Raw genomic sequence first — 20,796 nt, 5'->3', positions numbered from 1 at the left:
GTGTTTTCAGGGTGCTGACGCGAAAGCGGGTATGCGGAGTGGATCATTTTCTCGCCCTTGCGCAGCTGCGCCATCAACGCCTCGTTTTTATTAACATAAAAATCTGCGCGAACCCCCCGGGATTTTGCAGGACGCTAGGGGTTCGCGCGGGGCACGGCTCCCCGCCTCCCTTCTCGCAACCGCCTTCCGCGCCGCCCCTCTCTTTCCGTTCTGCTCCGCGCCCCTTTCGCCTGCGTACCTGCCCACGCGTACGCCCGCTCGCCTTCCGCCCCCCCGCCTCAGCCTCTCGCCCGGCCTGACCCCTCGCACCTCTTCACGCGACGCCCTGCTGGCAGGATGGTGCTGGCCCCATTCACTCCCGCCCCCGCCCCAGCCTCTTGCGCTGCCCACACAACCGCCCGGGGATCGCCCGCGCCAGCCTGCGGGCTGTCCCGCCGCCTCTCACCGCTCGCCGCCGCTCCCGCCTGCTCACACCACCAGCGGCCCGTCCAGGTCCACCGGCTCCTTGATGCCCACATGCTCGATCCGGCGTTTGCCCTCGCGGCCCAGGCGGTAGAAGCGCAGGCTGTCACGCTGGGGGTCCATGGCCGCGACCAGCTTGTGGCGCAGCGCCTCCCACTGTGCCGGATCCACTTCGCACTCGAAAACCGAAAACTGCACGCGCTGCCCGTAGTCCAGGCACAGTTTGGCCATCCGCCGCAGCCGCGCGCACCCCGCGCGGTCCTCGGTGTTCACATCGTAGGTCACGAGCATCAGCACCGCTACCTCCACAAAAACGGCGGGTAACCGTCCAGCTCGCCGCGCAGGTGCCGCGCCAGCAGCAGGGCCTGCACATGGGGCAGCAGCCCCACGGCCACCTTCTCGTCGATGAACGGATGCGTCACCTCCTCCTGCTTGCGCGCCTGCCAGGCCACGAGCACCCGCTTGCGCGCCTCGTCGGTAAGCAGCACCCCGCCCGTGCCGCCGCGCGTGAAGTCGCCGGGGCGCACCTGCTTGCGGTTGATGAGCGACAGCACCAGCCGGTCGGCCAGCCAGGGGCGGAATTCCTCCATCACGTCCAGGGCCAGGCTCGGCCTGCCCGGCCTGTCGCGGTGCAGGAAACCCACCTGCGGGTCCAGGCCCACGGCCTCCAGGGCCGAGCGCACATCGTGGGCCAGCAGAGTATAAAGGAAAGACAACAGGCAATTCACGGCGTCCAGAGGCGGGCGGCGGCTGCGGGTGGTGAAACCAAAGGCCGGGTCATCCACGCGCACCAGCTGGCCGAAGACGCCGAAATAGGCCGCCGCCGCCTCGCCCTCGATGCCGCGCACGGAGTCGTCCGTAGCCGCGCGGGCGGCGCGTTCGGCCATGTCCGTGAAGCCCCGGGCCACGGCCTCCAGAGGCGCGGCGTCCATGCCCGCCCCGTGGTCGCGCAGGGCGCGGCGCACCACGGCCCGGCAGTTGAGCAGCTTGCCCTGCACGAAGCAGCGCGCCAGCCCGGCGCGGCCCGGGGCGCTGTCGGCCCGACGATACTGCTCGCGGCGCAGCAGCACATTGCCCGACACCGGCCCGCGCACGCTGGCCAGAAACCGCCCGTTCTCGCTCAGAAAGCTCACGCCCACGTCCGCCTCGGCGCAGGCGCCCAAAAGCGCCGGGCTGGCGCTGACCTGCCCGAAGCAAACCACGCCCCCCAGGCCGTGCAGCGGCACGCGCAGGCGCGTCTCGTGCTCCACGCGCACGGCCACGGCCTCGCCGTCCTTGGTCAGGTAGGCCCCCTGGGCGGTGACGTACAGTGTGTTCAGCAGCCTGCGCATCAGCCCTCCTGCGTCTTATGCCCTGGCCCGGTCCGCCGGGCCGGGTCCGGCGACGGCGGCCCGGGCGACTCGCCCCCGGCCTGCTCGTCTCCGGGCGGCTCGTCGCGCCGGGCCAGGGCCAGATAGCGCGCCACGCTGCGCGGCCCCCGGCCCAGGGTCCGGGCGCGGCACAGGTTGTCCATGGAGCACAGGCGGCAGCGCGGGCCGAACTCCGGCAAGGGCGTGATCCCGGCGTCCAGCAGCGCGTGCAGCGCGAGGGCCAGCTCGCGCACCCGCCCGCGCAGGGCCTCGTCCAGGGCCACCTCCTCGCGGCGGCGCGTGGTGGCATAGAACAGCGCGCCCACGGGCACGGGCCGCCCGGTCATCTCCTCGATGCACAAGGCCTGGGCGCAGAGCTGCACGCGGTCGGCGTCGTGCTTCTTGGGGCGCCCGAGCTTGTACTCCACGGGGCAGGGCCCAGCGGCGGTGAACTCCACGGCATCGGCCCGGCCCGCCAGCCCCAGGGCCAGGGAGCGCAGGGGCAGCCCGAACTCCGTGGGCACGCCCCTGCGCCGCTCCATGCCCGGCGTATCCACCCGCTCGTGCAGCAGCCGCCCGCGCACCGTGTACAGGTTCTCGTCCCAGGCCTGCTCCAGGTGGATGAGCGCGCACTGGCGCGGGCAGAAGGCCAGATGCTGCAAGGCCGATATGGGCAGCAGGTCGGCCTCGGGATACACCCCGCCCCCCTACAGCCGCCGGGTGACTTTGACCCCGGCGGGAGCCCCGGCCTCGTCCACGGTGATGGCGTAGTCCTCGAAAGCCCGGGCCGGAACAGCGGGATCGGTTGCCCGCGCGGCCTTGACCAGGGCGAAGAGCTTGTGGGCCGGGGCGTTGCCCAGGGCGCTGTCGTGCTCGAAGACGATGAGCGCACGCGAGGCCATCTTGCCGCGCGCGGCGGAGTGGTCGTGCTCGAACATACTTTCAAGGGCCTGCCAGAGCAGTTCCAGATCGTCGGCACAGAACCCGGTCTGGGCCGCCAGATGGGCCGAAATGAAGCCTTCGGCGCGGTACAGGCCATAGGGAACGATGGACTTGCGGCCCATGGTCCGGTTGTCGCCGCCCTGCTCGGCGGCCTCGCGCTCGGTGGCCACGGCCATGCGCGTGATGGACACGTCCAGCGGCACCACGGGGTCCACGCTGCGGGCGAAGGCGAGCTGCACCGGGCCGCGCACCTGGCCGCAGTTGAACTCCTTGAGGGACATGACGGCCCCGAAGGTGCGCACGTCGAAGAAGTTGTGGCACATCCAGGCCCGGGCCTGGACCGTCTTGTCGGCCTTCTTGTCCACCTCGCCCAGGGCCTCGTGGGCCCGCTGCTGCTGGGCGGTCAGCACGGCCTTTTCGCGCACGTAGATCTCGTAGGGCGCGGCGTTGCTTTTGGCCAGTTCCACGAAGTTCCTGACCTTGCGCTTCAGGCACACGTCAGTGACCAGCCCCCGGCTGGTTTCGGGGTCCAGGCGCGGCAGGTTGCCCGCGTCGGGGTCGCCGTTGGGGTTGCCGTTCTCCACGTCGAAAAAAAGCACGAATTCATAGCGGTTCTTGATGGGCTCGGGCATGGGATGGTCCTCCTTGGTTACGCGGCGGCGTCGGGGTTGGTGGTCTGGTCGTCGGCCTCGGCCTTGCGCCACAGGGCATTGCGCTGCTGGTAGTAGCCCAGGGCGAATTCGCCCTGCTCGGCCACGGACAGGTGCGCCGGGAATGCGGGCAGGTCTTCCATGATCTCGCCCAGGCGCTTGTCGGAAGCGTAGCCGTACTTGGCCTTGGCGATATGGTGCTGGGCCAGCTTGATGAGCTTGGGGAAGACCGCCCGGGGCGTGGCCGAGGCCGCGCCGTAGAAGCGGTCCTTGATGGTGGCGTTGATGCCCGGCAGGGCGTCCTGCTGGGCCTTTTCCAGCACGGCGAACAGCCGCCCCAGGCGATAGCCGATGTCCATCTTTGCGGTATCCAGAGTCATGCCGACCTCCCTGTGTTGCGCGCCCTGGGCGCGGGTGAAATAGGCCTTGAGCAACGCGGCGCGCAGGTACGAAACCTCGTGGTCCGCGCGGATGCGTGCGATGATCGTGGTGAGCAGGCTGTGCGGATAAGGCCGCCCGGCGAGGATGGCGCGCATGATGGCCCCGCCCAGCACCGGCGGAATGTTCTCGGTCTTGCGCAGCGGCGCCAGCTCGATAAGCAGTTGCCACAGACCCGGGAATTCGGGCTCGCGCTCCGAGCGGCGCTCCATGGCCAGGGCGCGGAAGTGCCGCCCCAGGCGCCGCCCCATCTCGCCCACGGACGTGGCCTCGAAGAAGCGCACCGCCAGGCGCGCCGCGTTGGGCGCCAGGCCCAGCACGTAGAAGCCCACGGCGGCATCGCCCAACTCGGCAGGGCTTTTGCCGTCGCGGATGGCCTCCAGGGCCGCCCGCACCTTCTGCGCGGTTCCGCCGTCCTCCGCCGGGGCGCCCTCGGCCTCGTCGTCGTCCATCCGGGCGCCCAGGAACAGACCGAACAGCTCTTCCATCCCTGCGGGCGCCTCGGTCCAGAAGACCGTGGTGGCGTCGCCGATCTGCACCGTGCGGCGGCTGTCCCGGCGCAGCAGGTGGTTCAGGGCCGTGGCATAGGCAAAGGTCGCGGCCTCGGAGACGGGCGCGTTGAAGTTCTGCTCCTTGCCGTGGGAGGTGAAGGCGTCGCAGTTGAAGGACACCAGCGCCGCCCCTGTAGTCTGGGCCCCGCGTACGCCCTTGATGGAGGGATGCAGTCGGGCCACAGGCCCTTGCTGCCCGGTGATCAGGCAGAACGCGGCCTCGCCTGCGCCTGCCGCAGCGGCCAGGGCCTCCCAGGCCGCGCGGGCCGCCGGGCGCTCATGCACATAGCCCCGCTCGCCGTCCAGGCGGAAGACCGCGTTCCAGCCCGCCACATCCTCCCAGGGCAGAAAGGCGCCAATGGCCTCGGCGGCCCGCTCGGGCTCCCAGGCAGCCAGGAAGGCGCGCACGGCGGCCAGCCCGGCGTCCTGCACTGCGGCAGCGGGAGCCTGTGGCCCGGCGGTGGCGCGGTGGACGAGGTCGCGGAAGGCGTCGAAGCACTCCCGGGCCCGCTCGGGCTTGCCCTTGGCGTCCGCCCCGAGGACATAGCCGGTGTTGTCCCACAAAAAATTCGGGGCCACGGCCACGGTGCGTTTCACCGCCGCCGGAACGAACATCTCCTGGGGCAGTCTCTTTTTCTTCTCCTCGCGGCGCAGGTCTTCCACGGCCAGCAACTTCCCCTGGGCGGACAACACCAGGGCGAAGTACATCTTTTCGTTGCTGTAGCCGGGCCGGGGCACGTCCTGGCCCGGGTCGTCGGCCAGGCGTTGGTAGTAGGCGTTCAATGCTTGCAGGATCATGCGCGCACCTCCGCCGACTCCAGGGGCGGCACCTCTATGACGCCATCGTTCATGCGCGCGCGAAAGAAGCGGGCCTCGCGCTCGCCGTCCTGGCCGTAGACCAAGTCGTGCAGCATCCAGCCCAGGTCGCGCGAGCCGCGCAGGGCGTCGTCGGGCTGCGGGGGCGCACCATCCAGGGGTTCAAAGCAGGCCGGAAATTCGCGGCAGCCCAGGTACGGCCCGTGGAAGCACTGGCCCTTGGCCGCACGGCGCAGGAAGATGTCGCGGTGCTTGGCGCTGTTCTCCCCGTCCTTGTCGCGCGGCTCGAAGTGGGCTTCGATGACGTAGCACACATCGCGCAGCAACAGGGTGGCCCGCTGCTGGCGCGCCTCCTCCACGACGATTTCCACCGGACTCACGCCGTCGCGCATGGCCTTGGTCACGTTGCCCAGGGGCAGCTTGTGCCCGACCTCGTTGCGCCGCACGGTGTCGAAGCAGATGGAATTCAGGACGCGGATGCGGTCCACCACCCAGGCGATGGCTGGCTTCCAGTAGATAGCCTCCAGCAGCCCGCGCGCCGCCGAGGGCGTGATCACGTCGTAGCTCACGCGCTCGGATTTGAACTCGGGCCGGGTGAAGCAGGCATACTCCCCCCAGACCTTGAGGCTCACGCCGTAGGACATGGGCACCTCCTTTGGGTTGATTCATGGCGTGTTCGAGGGTGACTATCAAATAACGCAAAGACACAATTCTGTTTCAATCCACACCCTCGAACACGGCATGTGCCAACCGGGATTCATTTGCTGTGACCACCACGTCACAAGAATTGAATCTTTAATTCGAATTTTTCCAGGCACACACAGCAAGACCACTGCCGCCTCCTCTCCCACAAAAGCTGAACTTTTGGCTTAAATTTATTCTGAAGACAATTAGCCCCAGAGACAAAACGCTCCCAGCCCCAATCAAGAATGCGTTTGCAAATCCAAGCACGGAGAGCCTCAAGCAGCCAGCACACAATCGCGGGCAACATACTTCCTCCTGTCTGCATAATCGCGCTCGACAGGAAAAGGCGTAACCCACAACCGAAGGTTCCGCAACAATTTTGTTGTTCAGAATGTGTCTTTTTAAAGAACCAACTCCCCCGCATCCCAGACCGCCGGATCGTCCGGGCACAGGCCCAGATCATCGCGGTACAGGCGCATGTTTTCCAGCACGGCGCACTCCGGGGTCACCAGCCGGGCCGCGCCTGCGGCCAGCAGCGCGTCGCGCGCCCGGGGTGGCAGGGCCACGGTGTAGCGTTGCAGGCGGCGCAGCAGCCGGGCCGGGAACTCGGCGTACTCCAGGGCCGCCACCGCCTCGCGCGCGGAGTCGTCCCAGGGGACCACAACGGGGACTGAATACTCCTCAATGAGCTTCAAGTCCTTTGCAATCCCGGGGAACGGAAAGCTCTGGCCTCCGGCCCCCTCCTCGATGCGCGCCATGAGCCCCTTGCTGTCCAGCCACTCGCCCTCGCGCCAGTAAAGCTCCTGGAAATAGGCCCGCGTGGCGGCCAGGGCCAGCGGGTCCGCGCCATGCTGGCGCAAGGTGGTCCGTGTCGCGTCCACGGGCCGGATCAGGAAGGGCGGCAGCCGATCCCGGGGCGTGAGCCGACCCTCGGGCGTGAAGACAAAGACCTCGCCGCAGGGCAACCCTCCCTCACGGTTGCAGCGCCCGGCGGCCTGGGCCAGGGAATCCAGCCCGGCCATGGCGCGATAGACCACGGGAAAGTCCAGATCGACCCCGGCTTCCACCAGCTGGGTCGAGACAACCCGGCACGGCAGACGGTCCCGTAGCCGCTGGCGGATGCGCGCCAACTGCCAGGAACGGTGCGCCGGGCACATGCTGGCCGAGAGGTGGAAAAGCCCGTCTTCCCCGGCGGGCCCCCCGGCGCCGTCCCCGTCCCGCTGCCCGGCCAGGAGCGTGTAGACCAGCCGGGCCTGGGCCCGGGTGTTCAGGATGCACAACACCCGGTCGTGACCCGCCAGACGGGCGGCCAGGGCCGTATCGTCCAGGGGCCCCAGGTCCGTCACCCGCGTGCGCCGCAGCCGGGCGTACAGCCCCTCGGGGTCCGGGGCGATCTCGCGCACCCCGTCCAGGCCGTCCGGCAGCTCCCCCTTGTTCAGGGCGGGCTGGGTGGCCGTGCAGAGCACCACGCTGGCGCCGTAGTTGGCGCACAGTTCGCGCAGGGCTTCCAGGCAGGGCCGCAGCTGCTCCGTGGGCAGCATCTGGGCCTCGTCCAGAACCACCACCGAACGGGCGATGTTGTGCAGCTTGCGGCAGGCCGAACGCCTGGACGCGAACAAGGACTCGAAGAACTGCACGTTGGTGGTGACGACCACGGGCGCGTCCCAGTTCTCCACGGCCAGCCGGGCGCGGCGGGTGTCCTGGCCCTCGTCGGCCTCGTCAGGCCATTCGAAGTTGGAGTGGTGCTCCAGCACGGCCCCGGGCCCCGGCGCCTGCACCGATTCCGGGTCGCCCAGGGCCTTGCGGAACACCGCTGCGCTCTGCTCGATGATACTGGTGTAGGGGATGACGTAAATGATACGGCGCAGGCCGTGGGCCAGGGCATGGTCCAGAGCGAAGGCCAGGGAAGCCAAGGTCTTGCCGCCGCCGGTAGGCACGGTGAGCGAGAACAGCCCCGGGGCCAGCGCAGCCCGCTCCCGGCAGGCCGCCAGGACCTCGGCCCGCAGGGCGTTCACCGCCGTGGGCGCTGCCGCAGCGGCCAGCCTGGTCATGTGTGCGGCCAGCCGCTGGCGCAGGTCCGCCAGGGGCGGGTAGCCGCAGCGCCACGCGGCCCGGTCCGGGGAGGTGAACGCTTCGGTGGCCAACGAGTCGGCATCCACCAGGCAGGAAAACAGCATCCGCGTGAAAAACATGAGCTGAAACCCGGCGGCCTTTCTGCGCAGGCGCAACGGCAGCCCCGGCAGGCCGGGGAGCACAGCCTCCAGCTCCGGCGGCAGGGCGACACCCGGGGGGACGGGCTTGTGCAGCCGCCGGGGCAGGTCGTTCACGCCATCGGGCAGGCCGCTGTGGTGCCCGGCGACCACATAGGCCAGCAGCTTGCCCAGGACGTTGGGGCCATGGCGCTCAGCCAGCACCGCCCCGGCGGAGGAGTGGTCCGGCCCACGCCTGGGGCCGCGCCCGGCGGCGCTGGCCCGCAGGTACTCCTGCACCCCGGCCCCGGCCTTGCCGATGTCGTGCAGCAGCGCGGCGGCCTCGCCCCAGGGCTGGGCCCCGAAGGCGGCGGCGAACGCCCCGGCGCGCTCCGCCACGGCGCGCAGGTGGGCTTCCAGGGGTTCCCATTCCGACTCGGGCCTGTTCGCAAGAGTATGGGCGTAGTGCATGGGCCTGCATATATCTTTTCGACCATACAAGTAAACAGGAAGAAAATACGGCATGGGCCGCAAGGGCCGGAAAACCTGGCGGAACGCGAGCTGCGCCTTTCCAGGGAAGGCGAAGGGCCGCGCCCGCAGGGGGCGCCAGGGCGCCGAACTGGCCGTTGAAAAATTCCTTCCCCAGGCCGTTCCAAAATGGTGAGGGGACGGCGCGAAAAAATCCAAACCCGCGTGTGCCAGAGACCTGCACGAGGGTTTGGATTTTTGAAGCAGCACAGCAGAACGCCCTTTGGGCGCGGCCTGCTCACGGCGCAAAAGCTCCTCCATCCGCCCGCACTCGCGCCCGGGCGCCCCGGCGCATTCGCGCCTGATCCCGAGCCCCCTGCGTACGCGTCGGGGCTGGCGCAGGCGCCCCCGCCCACCCCTGTGCGCAAACCCCACCCCGCCCCGCCCCACACCCGCCGCAATACAACGAAAAAGGCCCGGTCTTCCGACCGGGCCTTTGATCTCGTGGTAGCGGGGACAGGATTTGAACCTATGACCTTCGGGTTATGAGCCCGACGAGCTACCGTGCTGCTCCACCCCGCAACGCTGTTGGAAGAGTGGGTATATGCGCCCTGGCCGCCCTTGTCAAACCTTGTTTACAACTTTTTTCAAATCGCTTATCAGGGGCCGTCATGCCAAGCGAAACCTCAGTCACCATCGTGGTTCCCGTGTTCAACGAGGAACAGAACCTGCCGCCGCTGCTGGCCGAGATCACCCGCGCCATGGACGGCGGCTCCCGCTCCTGGGACGTGCTCTTCGTCAACGATTGCAGCACCGACGGCTCCCTGGCCGTCATCAAGACCCTGGCCGGGCAGGACCCGCGCGTGCGCTACCTGTCCTTCCGGGCCAACCGGGGCCAGTCGGCGGCCTTTGCCGCCGGGTTCGCCCACGCCTCGGGCGACGTGGTGGTGACCATCGACGCCGACCTGCAAAACGACCCCGCCGACATCCCCGCCCTGCTGGACACCATGGACCACCAGGGCGTGGACATGGTCATCGGCTGGCGCCGCCGCCGCCAGGACACCTGGGTCAAGCGCGCAAGCTCGCGCCTGGCCAACCGCCTGCGCGACTGGTGGACCCGCGAAACCGTGCGCGACACCGGCTGCTCCCTCAAGGCCATGCGCACGCCCATGGCCCGCAGGCTGCACGTCTTCAAGAACATGCACCGCTACCTGCCGACCCTGGTCAAGATGCAGGGCGGCACCGTGGCCGAGGTGCCCGTGAACCACCGCCCGCGCGTGCACGGCGTGTCCAAGTACGGCACCTGGGACCGCGCCAAGGCCGGCGCCTACGACCTCATCGGCGTGCGCTGGCTGCAGGACCGGGCCATCCGCTACGACATCGACGAGCGCAACTAGCCCCACCCGGGCGGCAGCGCGGCGCCCCCGCAGGGCGCGGCCCGGCTGCGCCCTTTGCAGCGCCCCCGCGTTGGGGTAGGCTGCCCCGGCGCGCCACCCGGCGCGCGGCAACCCTCGGCCCCGGCACCGCAGTGGACAGACAGACCCGGATCTTCCTCAAGGGCCTCGTGCTCATCGCCTCGCTGGTGGCGGCGGGGCTGGCCGCGCGCCACCTGGGCCTGGCCGACGCCCTGAACGAAGGCTGGATGGACGCCCACATCCGGGGCCAGGGCCTTCTGGGCTGGCTGACCTTCCTGGCCCTGGCCGCCCTGGCCACAGGCGCGGGCCTGCCGCGCCAGGTGGTGGGCTTCCTGGCGGGCTATGTGTACGGCTTCCTGGCCGGAACGCTGCTGGGCGTGGCGGGCACACTGCTGGGCGCGGCGCTGTCCTTCTTCTACGCCCGGCTGCTGGGCCGGGGGCTGGTGGCCCGGCGCCTGGCCCGGCGCGCCGCCGGGCGCGTGGCCAGGGCCGACGCCTTCCTGAGCCAGGCGCCCTTCTCCACGGCGCTGATCATCCGACTGATGCCCGTGGGCAGCAACATCCTGACCAACCTGCTGGCCGGGGTCAGCTCCGTGGCCGCCCTGCCCTTCCTGCTGGGCTCGGCCCTGGGCTTTGTGCCCCAGACGGCCATCTTCGCCCTGCTGGGCAGCGGCTTCAAGGTCGATCTGGCCTGGCGCGTGAGCCTGTCCGCCGTGCTGTTCGCCCTGTCCTCGTGGCTTGGCTGGCGCATCTACCGCGCCCGGCGGCGCGCCGCCGCCCTGGTGGACGAGGACGACGCCCCCGACACCGACCCCAGCGCCGACCCGAACCCCGCCCCCCGGCAATGAACAACGCGCCGCCCGGCCCTGCCCGGCGGCGCGTTGTCCGTCCTGTCCCGTCCACTCCCGGCGGGCGGGCGCGACCTTCCGCTAGCGCCCCGGGGGCGGCGGCTGCGCAGGCAGGCGCACCCGCAGCCCGCCCGCGCACAGCAAAAGCACCAGCCCGACCACCAAAAACGCCGCCCCGGCCCCCGTGAGCCAGCCCATGAGCACGTCCGAGGGCCAGTGCTTGCCCAGGTAGACCCGCGAGTAGCCCACCACCAGCGGCAGCGCCCAGATGTAGCGGCGCGGCCCGCGCCACAGCAGGGCAATGGCCACGGCGGCGGCCATGGAGTTGGCCGCGTGGGCCGAGGGGTAGGAGGAGTCCGTTTTCTTGACGGGCGTGAAATCCGGCGGGCGCACCTGCCAGCGACCGTCCTCCACGAAATGCACCCCGGGCATGGCGTTGAGGGGCCGCAGGCGGCCATGGGCCTCCTTGAGCAGATTGGTGCCGCCATCGGCCACGCCCAGGGCCAGCAGCAGGATCAGGAAGCCCGCCAGCTGCGCCCAGCGGTAGCGGCGCACGCCCAGGGCCAGCCCCGTGCCCACGATCAGCCACAGCAGCACCGCCGACGAGGCCCAGGGCATGGCCCAGTCCAGCAGCCGCGCGCGCAGGGTGTCGTTTATGAGCCAAAACAGCCAGTTGTCCCAGGCAGGGGTCGAAAACTCCATGCGTTCTCCGGGCCCCTCAGATGGGGCCGTTGTCCTTGATCTTCTTGTCCTCGTAGGGTGCCAGGCGCTGGCGGTACCATTCGAGCTTGGCGTGCTCCATGGCCGAGGAGCACATGGACAGCGTGTCGTAGGACTCGCCCACGCGCGCGATGACCAGCGTGGCGAGCTTGTAGATGCAGTAGTTCATCTCGCCCTGGGTGTGGGCCTCGGCGGCCAGGGCCTGCAAATGCTCGTCGAAGGCCGCGCGGCGCTCGGGGGTGATGTAGGGCATGGAACCTCCGGGGGTCAACCCCGGCCCAGGCGCGCCACGGTGAGCAGCGGGGCGGGCACGGCGGCCTGGGCCAGGGGCAGAAGGTGCTCGTGGTGGGTGAAAAACACGACCTGCGTGCGCCGCGCCAGCTCGCCCAGGGCGCCCAGGGTCGCCCGGGCGCGCTCGTCGTCGAAATGCACCAGGATGTCGTCCACCACGAAGGGCAGGGGCGGCTGGGCGTCCAGGTAGCGGTGCAGCCCGGCCAGCCGCAGGGCCAGGAAGAACTGGTCGCGCGTGCCGTCGCTCATGTCCTTCATGCGTACGCGCTCCCCGCCGGGGCGCAGGCCCAGCAGCACCGGGTCGCCGCGCTCGTCGAAGTCGGCTTCCAGCCCCGCGAAGGCGCCGCAGGTCAGCCCGGCGAACAGCTCGCGCGCGCGCGCCAGCACCGGGCCCTGGTTGTCGCGGCGGTAGCGCTCGATCTCGCGGCCCAGCACCAGGGCAGCCAGGCGCAGGCGCACATGGCGGTCCACGTCGGCCTGCACGCGGCCCATGACGCCCTGGGCGCGCTCGGCCAGCAGCGCGGCGCGCGAGGTGCCGTCCAGGGCCGCCAGGGCCTGGCGCGCGCCGCCCAGCTCCTGGAGAATTTTCTCATGGTCGGCGCCCAGGGCCTCGGTTTCGGCGCGGGCGGCGGCCAGTTCGGCGGCCAGGGCGTCGGGGTCCTGCTCCAGGGCCTGGGCGGCGAAGGCGGGCACGTCCCCGGCGGCCAGGGCGGCCAGCCGCTCCTCGGCCTGGGCCAGGGCCTCGCGGGTCCGGGCGCGCTCCCGGGCGCGCTCCTCGGCCCGGGGCAGCTCTTCGGGCGCGGCGCACCCGGCCTCGGCGCAGAGCCGTTCCAGGGCCTGGGCTTGGTCGCGCGCGGCGCCCAGGGCGGCGGCGTGGCGCGCCTCGGCCTCCTTGCGGCGCTCGTGCAGGTCGGCGCGGCGGCGGGCGGCGTCGCGCGCGGCCCCCAGGCGCTCGAACAGCCGCGCCACGGCCCGGGCCGGGTCCGGGCCATCCAGGTCCGGCGCCAGCCGTGCCACGGCCTCGCCCACCCGGACGCGGAAATCCTCGCAATCCCGGCCCATGTCCGCCACGCGCTTGGCCTTGCCCTGCCACTGGGCGAGCACGCCCAGCAGTTCGGCCACATCGTCCAGGAAACCCCGGACCTGGGCCGGGGTGCTGGCGGCGGGCAGGCCCAGGGGCGCCACGGCCACGGCCCAGCGCGCGGCCCAGGCGTCCAGCGCCTCCCGGGCCTGCCCGCAGCGCGCGGCGGCGGCCCGGGCGCGGCGCTCCAGGTCGTCCACACGCCCGGCGGCGCGTTCCCGGGCGGCGCGCAGGGCGTCGGCCTCGCGCGCCGTGCGCCGGGCCGCATCCAGCAGCGCCCCCAGCCCGGCCCCGGGCGGCGGAATGGCCCCGGCGGCATCCAGCAGGATGCGCAACTCGGCGCCCAGGGCTGCGGCGCGCTCCTCCAGGGCTGCGGCCTCGGCCCCGGCCTCGCCCAGGGCGGCCACCGTGCGGCAGACCGTGCGGTGCGCCTCGGCCCAGGCCCGCATTTCGCGCGCGGACAGCGGCTCCACGCCCAGCGGCGCCCACAGCGCCCGCCATTGCCCGGCCAATGCGGCGGCATCGGCGGCCTGGGCGACCAGGCGCTGGTTGGCGCGGGTCAGCCCGGTGTCCAGGCGCTGCACGGCGGCCAGCAGGGCGGCCTGCTCGGCCACGCGCCCGGCCTCGCGGCGCAGGCGGTCGGCCAGGGCGTCGGCCCGGCCCGCGGCGGCCTCGAAGGCGGCGGGCAGGCCGTCCGCCTCCAGGCGGCGCACAAAGTCGTTTTCTCCCTCCTGGCCCTGCCCCGCGTCCGCGCCCCCGTCCGCTCCCGCCAGCCGCGCACGCACCAGGGCCCAGCCCTGGTCGCGCAGCGCCCGCGCGGCGCGCAGGGCGGCCTCGGTGGGCACGTCGCCCGCCCCGCGCAGGGCGGCCAGCTCGGCCTGCCTGGCGTCCCGCTCGCTGGCCAGGGCATCCCGCTCGCGCACGGCGGCGCGGCCCTCCTCGGCCAGGGCCTGCTCGCGCTCCTCGAAGCGGCGCAGGGTTTCGTCGCCCGGCACGGCCAGCCCGGTAACGTCCTCCACCGGCCCGGACCACAGGCCCAGGGCCCGGATTCCGGCCTCGGCCTGCTGGCGCAGGGCCGCGCACTGGGCCCGGGCCCGGGCCAGACGCTCTTCCAGGTCGCCCTGGGCCCCGGCGCGCTGGGCGGCCTCGGCCAGGGCGGCGGTGTCCGGCGCCTGGGCCAGGGCCGCCAGGGCGGTGCGGGCGCTGTCGCGCTCTGCGGCGGCGGCCTCGGCCTCGGTCCGCGCGGTGGCCAGGGCCGTGCCCAGGGCGGCGTGCTCCTGGATCAGCTCGTGGATGCGCTCCTGCTCGCGGCGCGCCAGGCGCAACTCCCCGGCGCGCTCCAGGGGCAGGTCCGGGCGCAGGGTCCGCAGCCTGTCCGCCGCCTCGGCCTCCAGCCGGGCGCAGTCGCCCGCCAGGGTCCGCGAATCGCGCTGGGCCTTGGTGTGCACCTCCACCTCGGCGTGCAGGGCCTCGATCTGCGCCGCGCCGTGCAGCAGCCCCGCTTCCGGCGGCAGCTCCGCCAGGGCGGCCGCCAGCCGTTCCAGGGCCGCCGCCTGCTCCCCGGCCTCGCGGCGGGCGGCGTCCTGGCCCGCCTGGGCCCGGCTGCGCCGCTCGGTGAAGTCCGCCGCCAGCAGCGGCCCGGGGCCCAGCTCGTCCAGCCGGGCCAGCAGCTCGCGCCGCCGGGCCGCCGGGCCCCGGCCCTGCTCCAGGCGCTCCAGGCGCCGGACCGTGGCCCGCAGGGCGTCCAGGCGGACCTGGATGGCCGCGCGCCGCTCTTCCAGGCGCCGGGCGTCGCGGTCCAGAGCCGCCCAGGCCGCCGGGGTCACGGTGGCCGCCTTCTGCTCGGCGCGCAGGGCGCGCAGTTCGGCCAGGGCGGCGTTGATGGCGGCGGTGGTGGCGCGCGGGGTGAACAGCCTGCGGGCCTCGTCCTCCAGGGCGGTGAGCACCCGGCGCAGGCCCGTGACCCCCGAGGCGGCGGCAAACAGGTTCTGGCCCAGGGCCCCGCCCGAATGCAACAACTCCTCACTCCCGGCGGACAACGCCGCGTGGTCGATGCCGAACAACTGGCCGAACAGGCCGCGCTCCACGCCGCCCAGGCGCCGGACCAGGGCCTGCTGCTCCACGGGCTCCAGCCCCGGCAGGCGCACGAGGTCGTTCTTGTCCTTCTTCTGGCGGCGCAGTTCGAGCACCTCGCCGTCCTCGAATTTTAGGACGCCGCGAATCTCCACGTCCTTGTTCTGGTGCACGAAATTGTCCGCGAACTGGCGCGGCATGCCGTAGAGGAACTGGGTCAGCCCGCGCAGGGCCGAGCTTTTGCCCGCCTCGTTGGGGCCAAGAACCAGGGTCAACCCCTCGCCGGGCGCAAGCACGGCGTCCGTGAAGGGCCCGAAGGCCGTCAGCTCCAGGCGGCGCAGCTTCACGGCGCGTCCTCCCCGGCGCCGCCCGCGAGCGGGGCCAGCAGGCCGCGCACGTCGTCCAGCAGCGCCCGGCGCGCGGCGGGGTCGTCCAGGTCGGGCAGGTCCACGTCCGTGCCGGGCACGGCGCGCAGCTTGGACGCAAGCTCCGTGAAATCCGCGCCCAGGGCGGCGAAGGCCCCGGCATCGTCGGCCAGCAGGGCCAGGGCCTGGTCCAGGGCGCCCAGGGGCGTGCCGGACGCCCCGGAGCCCGCCTCCCCGGGCGGCGCCGTGCGCAGAACGACCCGTTCCACCCAGGCCAAGCCCGAGGACAACTCCCCGGCCCGGGCGCGCAACTCGGCGGCCAGGCGCTCGGGGTCGGCGGCCAGGGCGCCGTGGGCCGGGCAGCGGCCCGCGAGGGTCAGGCGCACGGCCAGGGGCAGGCCCCCGGCGGCGTCCAGGGCCGCGCCCAGGGGCGCGTCCAGGGCGCGGCAGGCCTCGGGCAGCCCGGCGGCACCGGAAACGTCCAGGTCCAGCACGGCCCAGCGCATCACGTCCAGGGGCACGTGGCGCACCCGGGCGGCCCCGGCAGCGTCCACATCCACGCGCACGCAGCCCTGGGGGCCGGTCTCGCGGACGCTGCGGCCCTGCAGGGCGCCCGCGTAGACCACCGGCGGCGCCGGGTGCAGCACCTTGTGTTCATGGACGTGGCCCAGGGCCCAGTAGTCGTAGCCCCGGGCCAGCAGGTCGGCCAGGCGGCAGGGGGCATAGGGCGCGTGGCCCTGGCTGCCGGCCACGGCGGTATGCAGCAGGCCGATGTTGAACAGCCCGGGCACGGGCGCGGGATAGCCGGGCACGAAATTTTCGGACTCGTCGCGCACGGCGTAGCTGCGGCCATGCACGGCGATGCCCAGGTCCTCGAAGACGGCGGTCCCCGCCGCCCCGGCGGGCAGCACGGTGACGTTGTCCGGCAGGGTCAGGCTGCGCGTCATGGCGCTCTGGGCGTCGTGGTTGCCGCGCACGAGCACCACGCGCACCCCGGCGTCGCGCAGCTCGCGCATGCGTGCGGCGAAGTGCAGCCCGGTCTGGAAGTCCTGCCAGTCGCCGTCGTACACGTCGCCCGCCAGCAGCAGCAGGGGCACGGCCTCGGCCACGGCGTAGTCCACGAGGTTGCCCAGGGCGCGGCGCGTGGCCGCGCGCACGGCGTCCACGGGCGCGCCCTCGTAGGCCGACAGCTTGTGCAGGGGGCTGTCCAGGTGGAGATCGGCGGCGTGCAGGAAGGTCGGCATGACGGCCCCAGGCTACATGAATTCGCCCCGGGGCGCCACACCGGCGCGCCGGGTGCCTCAGCCCCGCAGGCGCGCGAACAGGCGCGGCGAGAGCACGCTGTGGCGGTCGAAATCCGGCAGCAGCTCCAGCCCCGGCACCAGGGCGCGGCACACGGGGATGCCCAGATCCGCGCGGGTCAGGTCCACATAGACCGGGGGCCGCCCGCTGGCGGCAAGCGCCGCCTCGATGCGCGCCAGGTCGCCCCCCGGGGTGCCCGTGGACAGGTCGGGCAAATCCTCCGCGCGGCGCACGGGCAGGTCCGGTGGGCCGGGCAGGGTCGGCGGACCCCAGGGGAAGGGATAGGGCACCTCGAACAGGGCCGAGGCCGCCGCCTGCGGGCCGCACAGGCCCGCCGCAGCGCCCTTGGTCACCTGGCCCTCGGGGCCCACGGCGAAGGCCCGGTAGCACGGCACGCCCAGCTCGGAGGTGATGTCCTCCAGCCACACGTCCAGGCCCCGGGCGGCGTATTCCGCGAGCTGCGCGCGCAGCTTGCGGTTGGAGGACTCCAGGCGGAAGCAGCGCGCCGGGTCGTGGGGCGTGACGCACTCGGCGTCGCGCTCGATGATCTCCAGCAGCGCCGTGAGCCGTGCCCGGGCCATGCAGGCGCCCGCGCCCAGGCCCGTGGAGCCCGGGGCGCTCAGCAGCGCGGGCTCGTCCAGGTTGGCGAACAGGAACACGCACTGCGCCGGGACCAGCAGGGACGCGCCGCCGCCGGGCCCGCCTGCGCCGCCGGGGGCCTGGGCGCGGACGCCGGGCACCCAGCACAGGGGCAGGTCGGCTGCGGGCACCTCGATGGGCAGGCTGGCCGGATCCAGGGCCGCGCCCGGGGGCAGCTCGGAGAACCGCGCGCGGGTCAGCGGCAGGGGCCGGGCGTAGCCCAGGGCGCCCTCGGGGCCCACGTCGGCCCAGGCCGAACGGCGCTCGCAGATCTCCATGAGCAGGGCCACCTGGGCGGCCTCGAACTCCAGCCCGCGCCCGAAGGACGAATGGACCCCGGCCAGGGTATAGTCCAGCGCGCCCGTGCGCACGCGGGTTTCCACCCGCCACTGGCGCACCAGCCCCACGGGCGCCAGGGACATCTGGTGGCACATCTGCGGCGACAGGGGCACCCCGGCGGCGGCCAGGGCGCGCTCGGCCCGGCGCGAGGCCTCGGCGGCGGAGACGGGGTGCGGGTGGGCGCCCGGGGGCGGCGGCGCCACCTCGGCCACGGACACGAAGCCCCGCGCGGCGGCGGCCACCTCTGCGGCGGAAAAGGGCACAGGCGGGGCGCCGGGGCTGCCCGGGGCGGGCAGGGGCGCGTGCTCGTTCAGGTTGGCGGCCAGAAGCGCGCTCCAGGCGCGGTGCTCGGCCCGCCGGGGCAGGGCCTGCTGGCGCAGGTCCACCAGGGGCGAAGCCGCGGGGTCGGGGTGCTGCGGCGCGGCAGGGGCCAGCTCGGGGCGCACCAGGGCCGCCTCGGCCAGGGCTGCGCCCAGGGCGGCGTTGCCGGGGTGGCGCGCGGCCAGGGCCCGGGCCTCGGCCACGGGCATCGCCGCCACCAGCGCCAGCAGATGGCGGTGCATGAACACATCGCCGGGGCGATCGGCCAGATACTGCGCGGCTTGGTCGGCGTCTGGCGGGCCCTCGGGCACGCAGGCGCAAAAGCCGATGGTCGCGGCGGTGGCGGTGAGTTCCAGAGTGTAGCGCATGGCGGCCTCGGCGCGGAGAAAAGGGCGCGACAAACAAAGGGGCGGCCCCGAAAGGCCGCCCCGGCGTGACGAAAAGGCGTCTACTTGAAGCTGCGGGCGAAGAGGTCTTCCAGGGCCTTCTTGCCGTTGGCCTCCAGGAAGCGGGTGCCCGTGCCCGTGAAATGCTTGTGCTGGATGACCGGGGCATCCACGGGCGCGAAGGCCGTCTTGACCCACTGGAACCAGCCGTCCTTGTCCTGGTCGAAGACGAACAGGGGCTTGTTGCAGATCTTGGCGTACTCGGCGCCCCAGCCCGTGCCGCCCTTGACGGTCTGGTCCTGCTGCACGGAGCCGATCACGTAGACCTCGAAGCCGCTGGCCACCTGCCAGCAGATGCTTTGCAGCACCTTGCGGAACAGGGGCGCGGTGGAGAACTTGCGGTTCATGAGCCGCGAGACGTAGGTCAGGCTGACGTCCTTGAGGGCCAGTTCCTCCTCCGTCAGGGTGCGCAGGCCGCGTGCGCGCTCGGAGATATGGCCCTCGAAGGAGTAGTTGACCTCCTCGACGCCGTAGCGCTGGGCCAGTTCGCCAAAGGCGGCCTCGGCGCCCTTGGCGCCGCCGCTGTACAAAATGAAGCCGGTACCGGGCATGTTCGCCTCCTGATTGCGGGAAATGATGTCGCTTCCGATCTTTAGCACGGCATATCCCACGGTGCAACGGTGATGGCTGCACGCGGGCGATGCGGTCACGCGGGTTTGCCGGGATGTGTCCGCCAAAAAGCAAGGCCCCCCGCGGTTGGGCGGGGGGCCTTGAAAAGAAGTCCTGGCATCGACCTACTTTCCCACTGACTCCTCAGCAGTATCATCGGCGAGGGAGAGCTTAACTTCCGTGTTCGGAAAGGGAACGGGTGTGACCTCTCCTCCATGGACACCAGGACAAAGATATAGTTAATAGGGAAGGGATTTGAAGTCTTGTATTAGAGTTAAGACGCACGACCTATTAGTACCGGTTTGCTGAATGCATTGCTGCACGTACACATCCGGCCTATCAACCTTGTAGTCTACAAGGGGTCTTCAGGACCGAAGTCAGGGAGACCTAATCTTGAAGCAGGCTTCCCGCTTAGATGCTTTCAGCGGTTATCCTTTCCGAACATAGCTACCCTGCTATGCCGCTGGCGCGACAACAGGAACACTAGTGGTTCGTTCATCCCGGTCCTCTCGTACTAGGGACAAACCTTCTCAAGTCTCCTACGCCCACAGAAGATAGGGACCAAACTGTCTCACGACGTTTTAAACCCAGCTCGCGTACCACTTTAATCGGCGAACAGCCGAACCCTTGGGACCTGCTCCAGCCCCAGGATGTGATGAGCCGACATCGAGGTGCCAAACCGCATCGTCGATGTGAACTCTTGGATGCGATCAGCCTGTTATCCCCGGCGTACCTTTTATCCGATGAGCGATGGCCCTTCCATTCGGGACCACCGGATCACTAAGACCTACTTTCGTACCTGCTCGAGATGTCTCTCTCACAGTCAAGCTCCCTTATGCCTTTGCACTCGACGGCTGGTTTCCAATCAGCCTGAGGGAACCTTTGCACGCCTCCGTTACTCTTTAGGAGGCGACCGCCCCAGTCAAACTACCCACCAGACACTGTCTTCCGCCCGGATTACGGGTCGGAATTAGAATCTTAGAATAGCAAGGGTGGTATTTCAAGGTTGGCTCCACCGATACTGGCGTACCGGCTTCAAAGCCTCCCACCTATCCTACACATGCTAGCCCAAAATCCAATGTCAAGCTATAGTAAAGGTGCACAGGGTCTTTCCGTCTTTCTGCGGGTAGACGGCATCTTCACCGCCAATTCAATTTCACTGAGTCTATGGCCGAGACAGTGCGGAGATCGTTACGCCATTCGTGCAGGTCGGAACTTACCCGACAAGGAATTTCGCTACCTTAGGACCGTTATAGTTACGGCCGCCGTTTACCGGGGCTTCGATTTAAAGCTTCGACCGAAGTCTAACCTCACCTCTTAACCTTCCGGCACCGGGCAGGCGTCAGGCCCTATACGTCGTCTTACGACTTCGCAGAGCCCTATGTTTTTAGTAAACAGTCGCCCCCGCCATTTCTCTGCGGCCCCCAACAGCTCACAAAGCGAGTCTGATTACCATCAGGGGCACCCCTTATCCCGAAGTTACGGGGTCATTTTGCCGAGTTCCTTAGCCATAGTTCTCTCAAACGCCTTGGGTTGCTCACCCCGCCCACCTGAGTCGGTTTGCGGTACGGTCTCACGAAGCTAAACTTAGAAGCTTTTCTTGGCAGCATGGAATCAACAGCTTCGACGGTAAAGTCTCGGCATCACGCCTTGGCCTTGAAGAGCGGCGGATTTGCCTGCCACTCAAGCCTACACGCTTGCACCGGCATCCAACAGCCGGACTGTCTATCCTCCTGCGTCCCTCCATCGCACACTTCGTGAGGTACAGGAATATTAACCTGTTTCCCATCAACTACGC

Annotated in this window: 15 protein-coding genes, 1 tRNA gene and 2 rRNA genes (1 of these 18 running past the window's edge); 2 read left to right on the top strand and 16 right to left on the bottom strand. The window is 70.8% G+C overall.

What is annotated here, in order from left to right:
- Nucleotides 1-468: 468 nt before the first annotated feature.
- The 8 genes from cas2 to G495_RS0113250 all read right to left on the bottom strand — a co-directional run bounded on the left by cas2 (nucleotide 469) and on the right by G495_RS0113250 (nucleotide 9,131).
- A complete protein-coding gene (cas2, locus tag G495_RS0113285) occupies nucleotides 469-759 on the bottom strand; it encodes a CRISPR-associated endonuclease Cas2 (RefSeq protein ID WP_028588204.1) in 291 nt (96 codons plus the stop codon).
- 2 nt (nucleotides 760-761) lie between these two features.
- Complete coding sequence (gene cas1c / locus G495_RS0113280) at nucleotides 762-1,793, bottom strand: type I-C CRISPR-associated endonuclease Cas1c (RefSeq protein WP_028588203.1); 1,032 nt, start codon at nucleotides 1,791-1,793, stop codon at nucleotides 762-764.
- Complete coding sequence (cas4, locus tag G495_RS19175) at nucleotides 1,793-2,509, bottom strand: CRISPR-associated protein Cas4 (protein ID WP_084458263.1); 717 nt, start codon at nucleotides 2,507-2,509, stop codon at nucleotides 1,793-1,795. Before cas4 ends, cas1c begins: the two co-directional genes overlap by 1 nt.
- A gap of 9 nt (nucleotides 2,510-2,518) precedes the next feature.
- Complete coding sequence (gene cas7c, locus G495_RS0113270; protein ID WP_028588202.1) at nucleotides 2,519-3,385, bottom strand: type I-C CRISPR-associated protein Cas7/Csd2; 867 nt, start codon at nucleotides 3,383-3,385, stop codon at nucleotides 2,519-2,521.
- 17 nt (nucleotides 3,386-3,402) lie between these two features.
- Nucleotides 3,403-5,190 (bottom strand): type I-C CRISPR-associated protein Cas8c/Csd1, encoded by a 1,788-nt coding sequence (cas8c, locus tag G495_RS0113265; RefSeq protein WP_028588201.1) that lies wholly within the window; start codon nucleotides 5,188-5,190, stop codon nucleotides 3,403-3,405.
- A complete protein-coding gene (gene cas5c / locus G495_RS0113260) occupies nucleotides 5,187-5,852 on the bottom strand; it encodes a type I-C CRISPR-associated protein Cas5c (protein WP_028588200.1) in 666 nt (221 codons plus the stop codon). The genes cas8c and cas5c overlap by 4 nt, the downstream gene beginning before the upstream one ends.
- Nucleotides 5,853-6,293: 441 nt before the next feature.
- A complete protein-coding gene (locus G495_RS0113255; RefSeq protein WP_035252223.1) occupies nucleotides 6,294-8,552 on the bottom strand; it encodes a CRISPR-associated endonuclease Cas3'' in 2,259 nt (752 codons plus the stop codon).
- A gap of 502 nt (nucleotides 8,553-9,054) precedes the next feature.
- Nucleotides 9,055-9,131, bottom strand: a tRNA-Met gene (locus tag G495_RS0113250).
- An 89-nt stretch (nucleotides 9,132-9,220) separates the two neighbouring features.
- On the opposite strand from G495_RS0113250, the gene G495_RS0113245 reads away from it, so the two are divergent.
- A complete protein-coding gene (locus G495_RS0113245; RefSeq protein ID WP_028588198.1) occupies nucleotides 9,221-9,946 on the top strand; it encodes a glycosyltransferase family 2 protein in 726 nt (241 codons plus the stop codon).
- A 131-nt stretch (nucleotides 9,947-10,077) separates the two neighbouring features.
- Nucleotides 10,078-10,812 carry a TVP38/TMEM64 family protein gene (locus G495_RS19170; protein WP_084458261.1) on the top strand — a complete coding sequence of 245 codons (735 nt, stop codon included), beginning with the start codon at nucleotides 10,078-10,080 and terminating at the stop codon, nucleotides 10,810-10,812.
- Between the two features lie 81 nt (nucleotides 10,813-10,893).
- On the opposite strand, the gene G495_RS0113235 is transcribed toward G495_RS19170, so the two are convergent.
- The 8 genes from G495_RS0113235 to G495_RS0113200 form a co-directional block, all read right to left on the bottom strand.
- Nucleotides 10,894-11,514, bottom strand: a complete 621-nt coding sequence (locus G495_RS0113235; RefSeq protein ID WP_028588197.1) for a phosphatase PAP2 family protein — start codon at nucleotides 11,512-11,514, stop codon at nucleotides 10,894-10,896.
- Between the two features lie 16 nt (nucleotides 11,515-11,530).
- On the bottom strand, nucleotides 11,531-11,785 hold the full coding sequence (locus G495_RS0113230; RefSeq protein WP_028588196.1) for a DUF6899 family protein: 255 nt from the start codon (nucleotides 11,783-11,785) through the stop codon (nucleotides 11,531-11,533).
- A 14-nt stretch (nucleotides 11,786-11,799) separates the two neighbouring features.
- Nucleotides 11,800-15,324, bottom strand: a complete 3,525-nt coding sequence (locus G495_RS0113225) for an ATP-binding protein (RefSeq protein ID WP_028588195.1) — start codon at nucleotides 15,322-15,324, stop codon at nucleotides 11,800-11,802.
- Complete coding sequence (locus G495_RS19165) at nucleotides 15,321-16,586, bottom strand: metallophosphoesterase family protein (protein ID WP_035252220.1); 1,266 nt, start codon at nucleotides 16,584-16,586, stop codon at nucleotides 15,321-15,323. The genes G495_RS0113225 and G495_RS19165 overlap by 4 nt, the downstream gene beginning before the upstream one ends.
- Nucleotides 16,587-16,643: 57 nt before the next feature.
- On the bottom strand, nucleotides 16,644-18,311 hold the full coding sequence (locus tag G495_RS0113215) for a YcaO-like family protein (protein WP_035252219.1): 1,668 nt from the start codon (nucleotides 18,309-18,311) through the stop codon (nucleotides 16,644-16,646).
- An 80-nt stretch (nucleotides 18,312-18,391) separates the two neighbouring features.
- A complete protein-coding gene (locus G495_RS0113210; protein ID WP_028588193.1) occupies nucleotides 18,392-18,940 on the bottom strand; it encodes a hypothetical protein in 549 nt (182 codons plus the stop codon).
- A 170-nt stretch (nucleotides 18,941-19,110) separates the two neighbouring features.
- Nucleotides 19,111-19,225 (bottom strand): 5S ribosomal RNA (gene rrf / locus G495_RS0113205).
- 43 nt (nucleotides 19,226-19,268) lie between these two features.
- A 23S ribosomal RNA gene (locus G495_RS0113200) occupies nucleotides 19,269-20,796 on the bottom strand (it continues 1,407 nt past the right edge of the window).

The organism is Desulfocurvus vexinensis DSM 17965 (genome assembly GCF_000519125.1).
In the GTDB taxonomy this organism is placed as follows: Bacteria; Desulfobacterota; Desulfovibrionia; order Desulfovibrionales; family Desulfovibrionaceae; genus Desulfocurvus; species Desulfocurvus vexinensis.
This window is presented reverse-complemented; position numbering and strand designations above follow the sequence as displayed.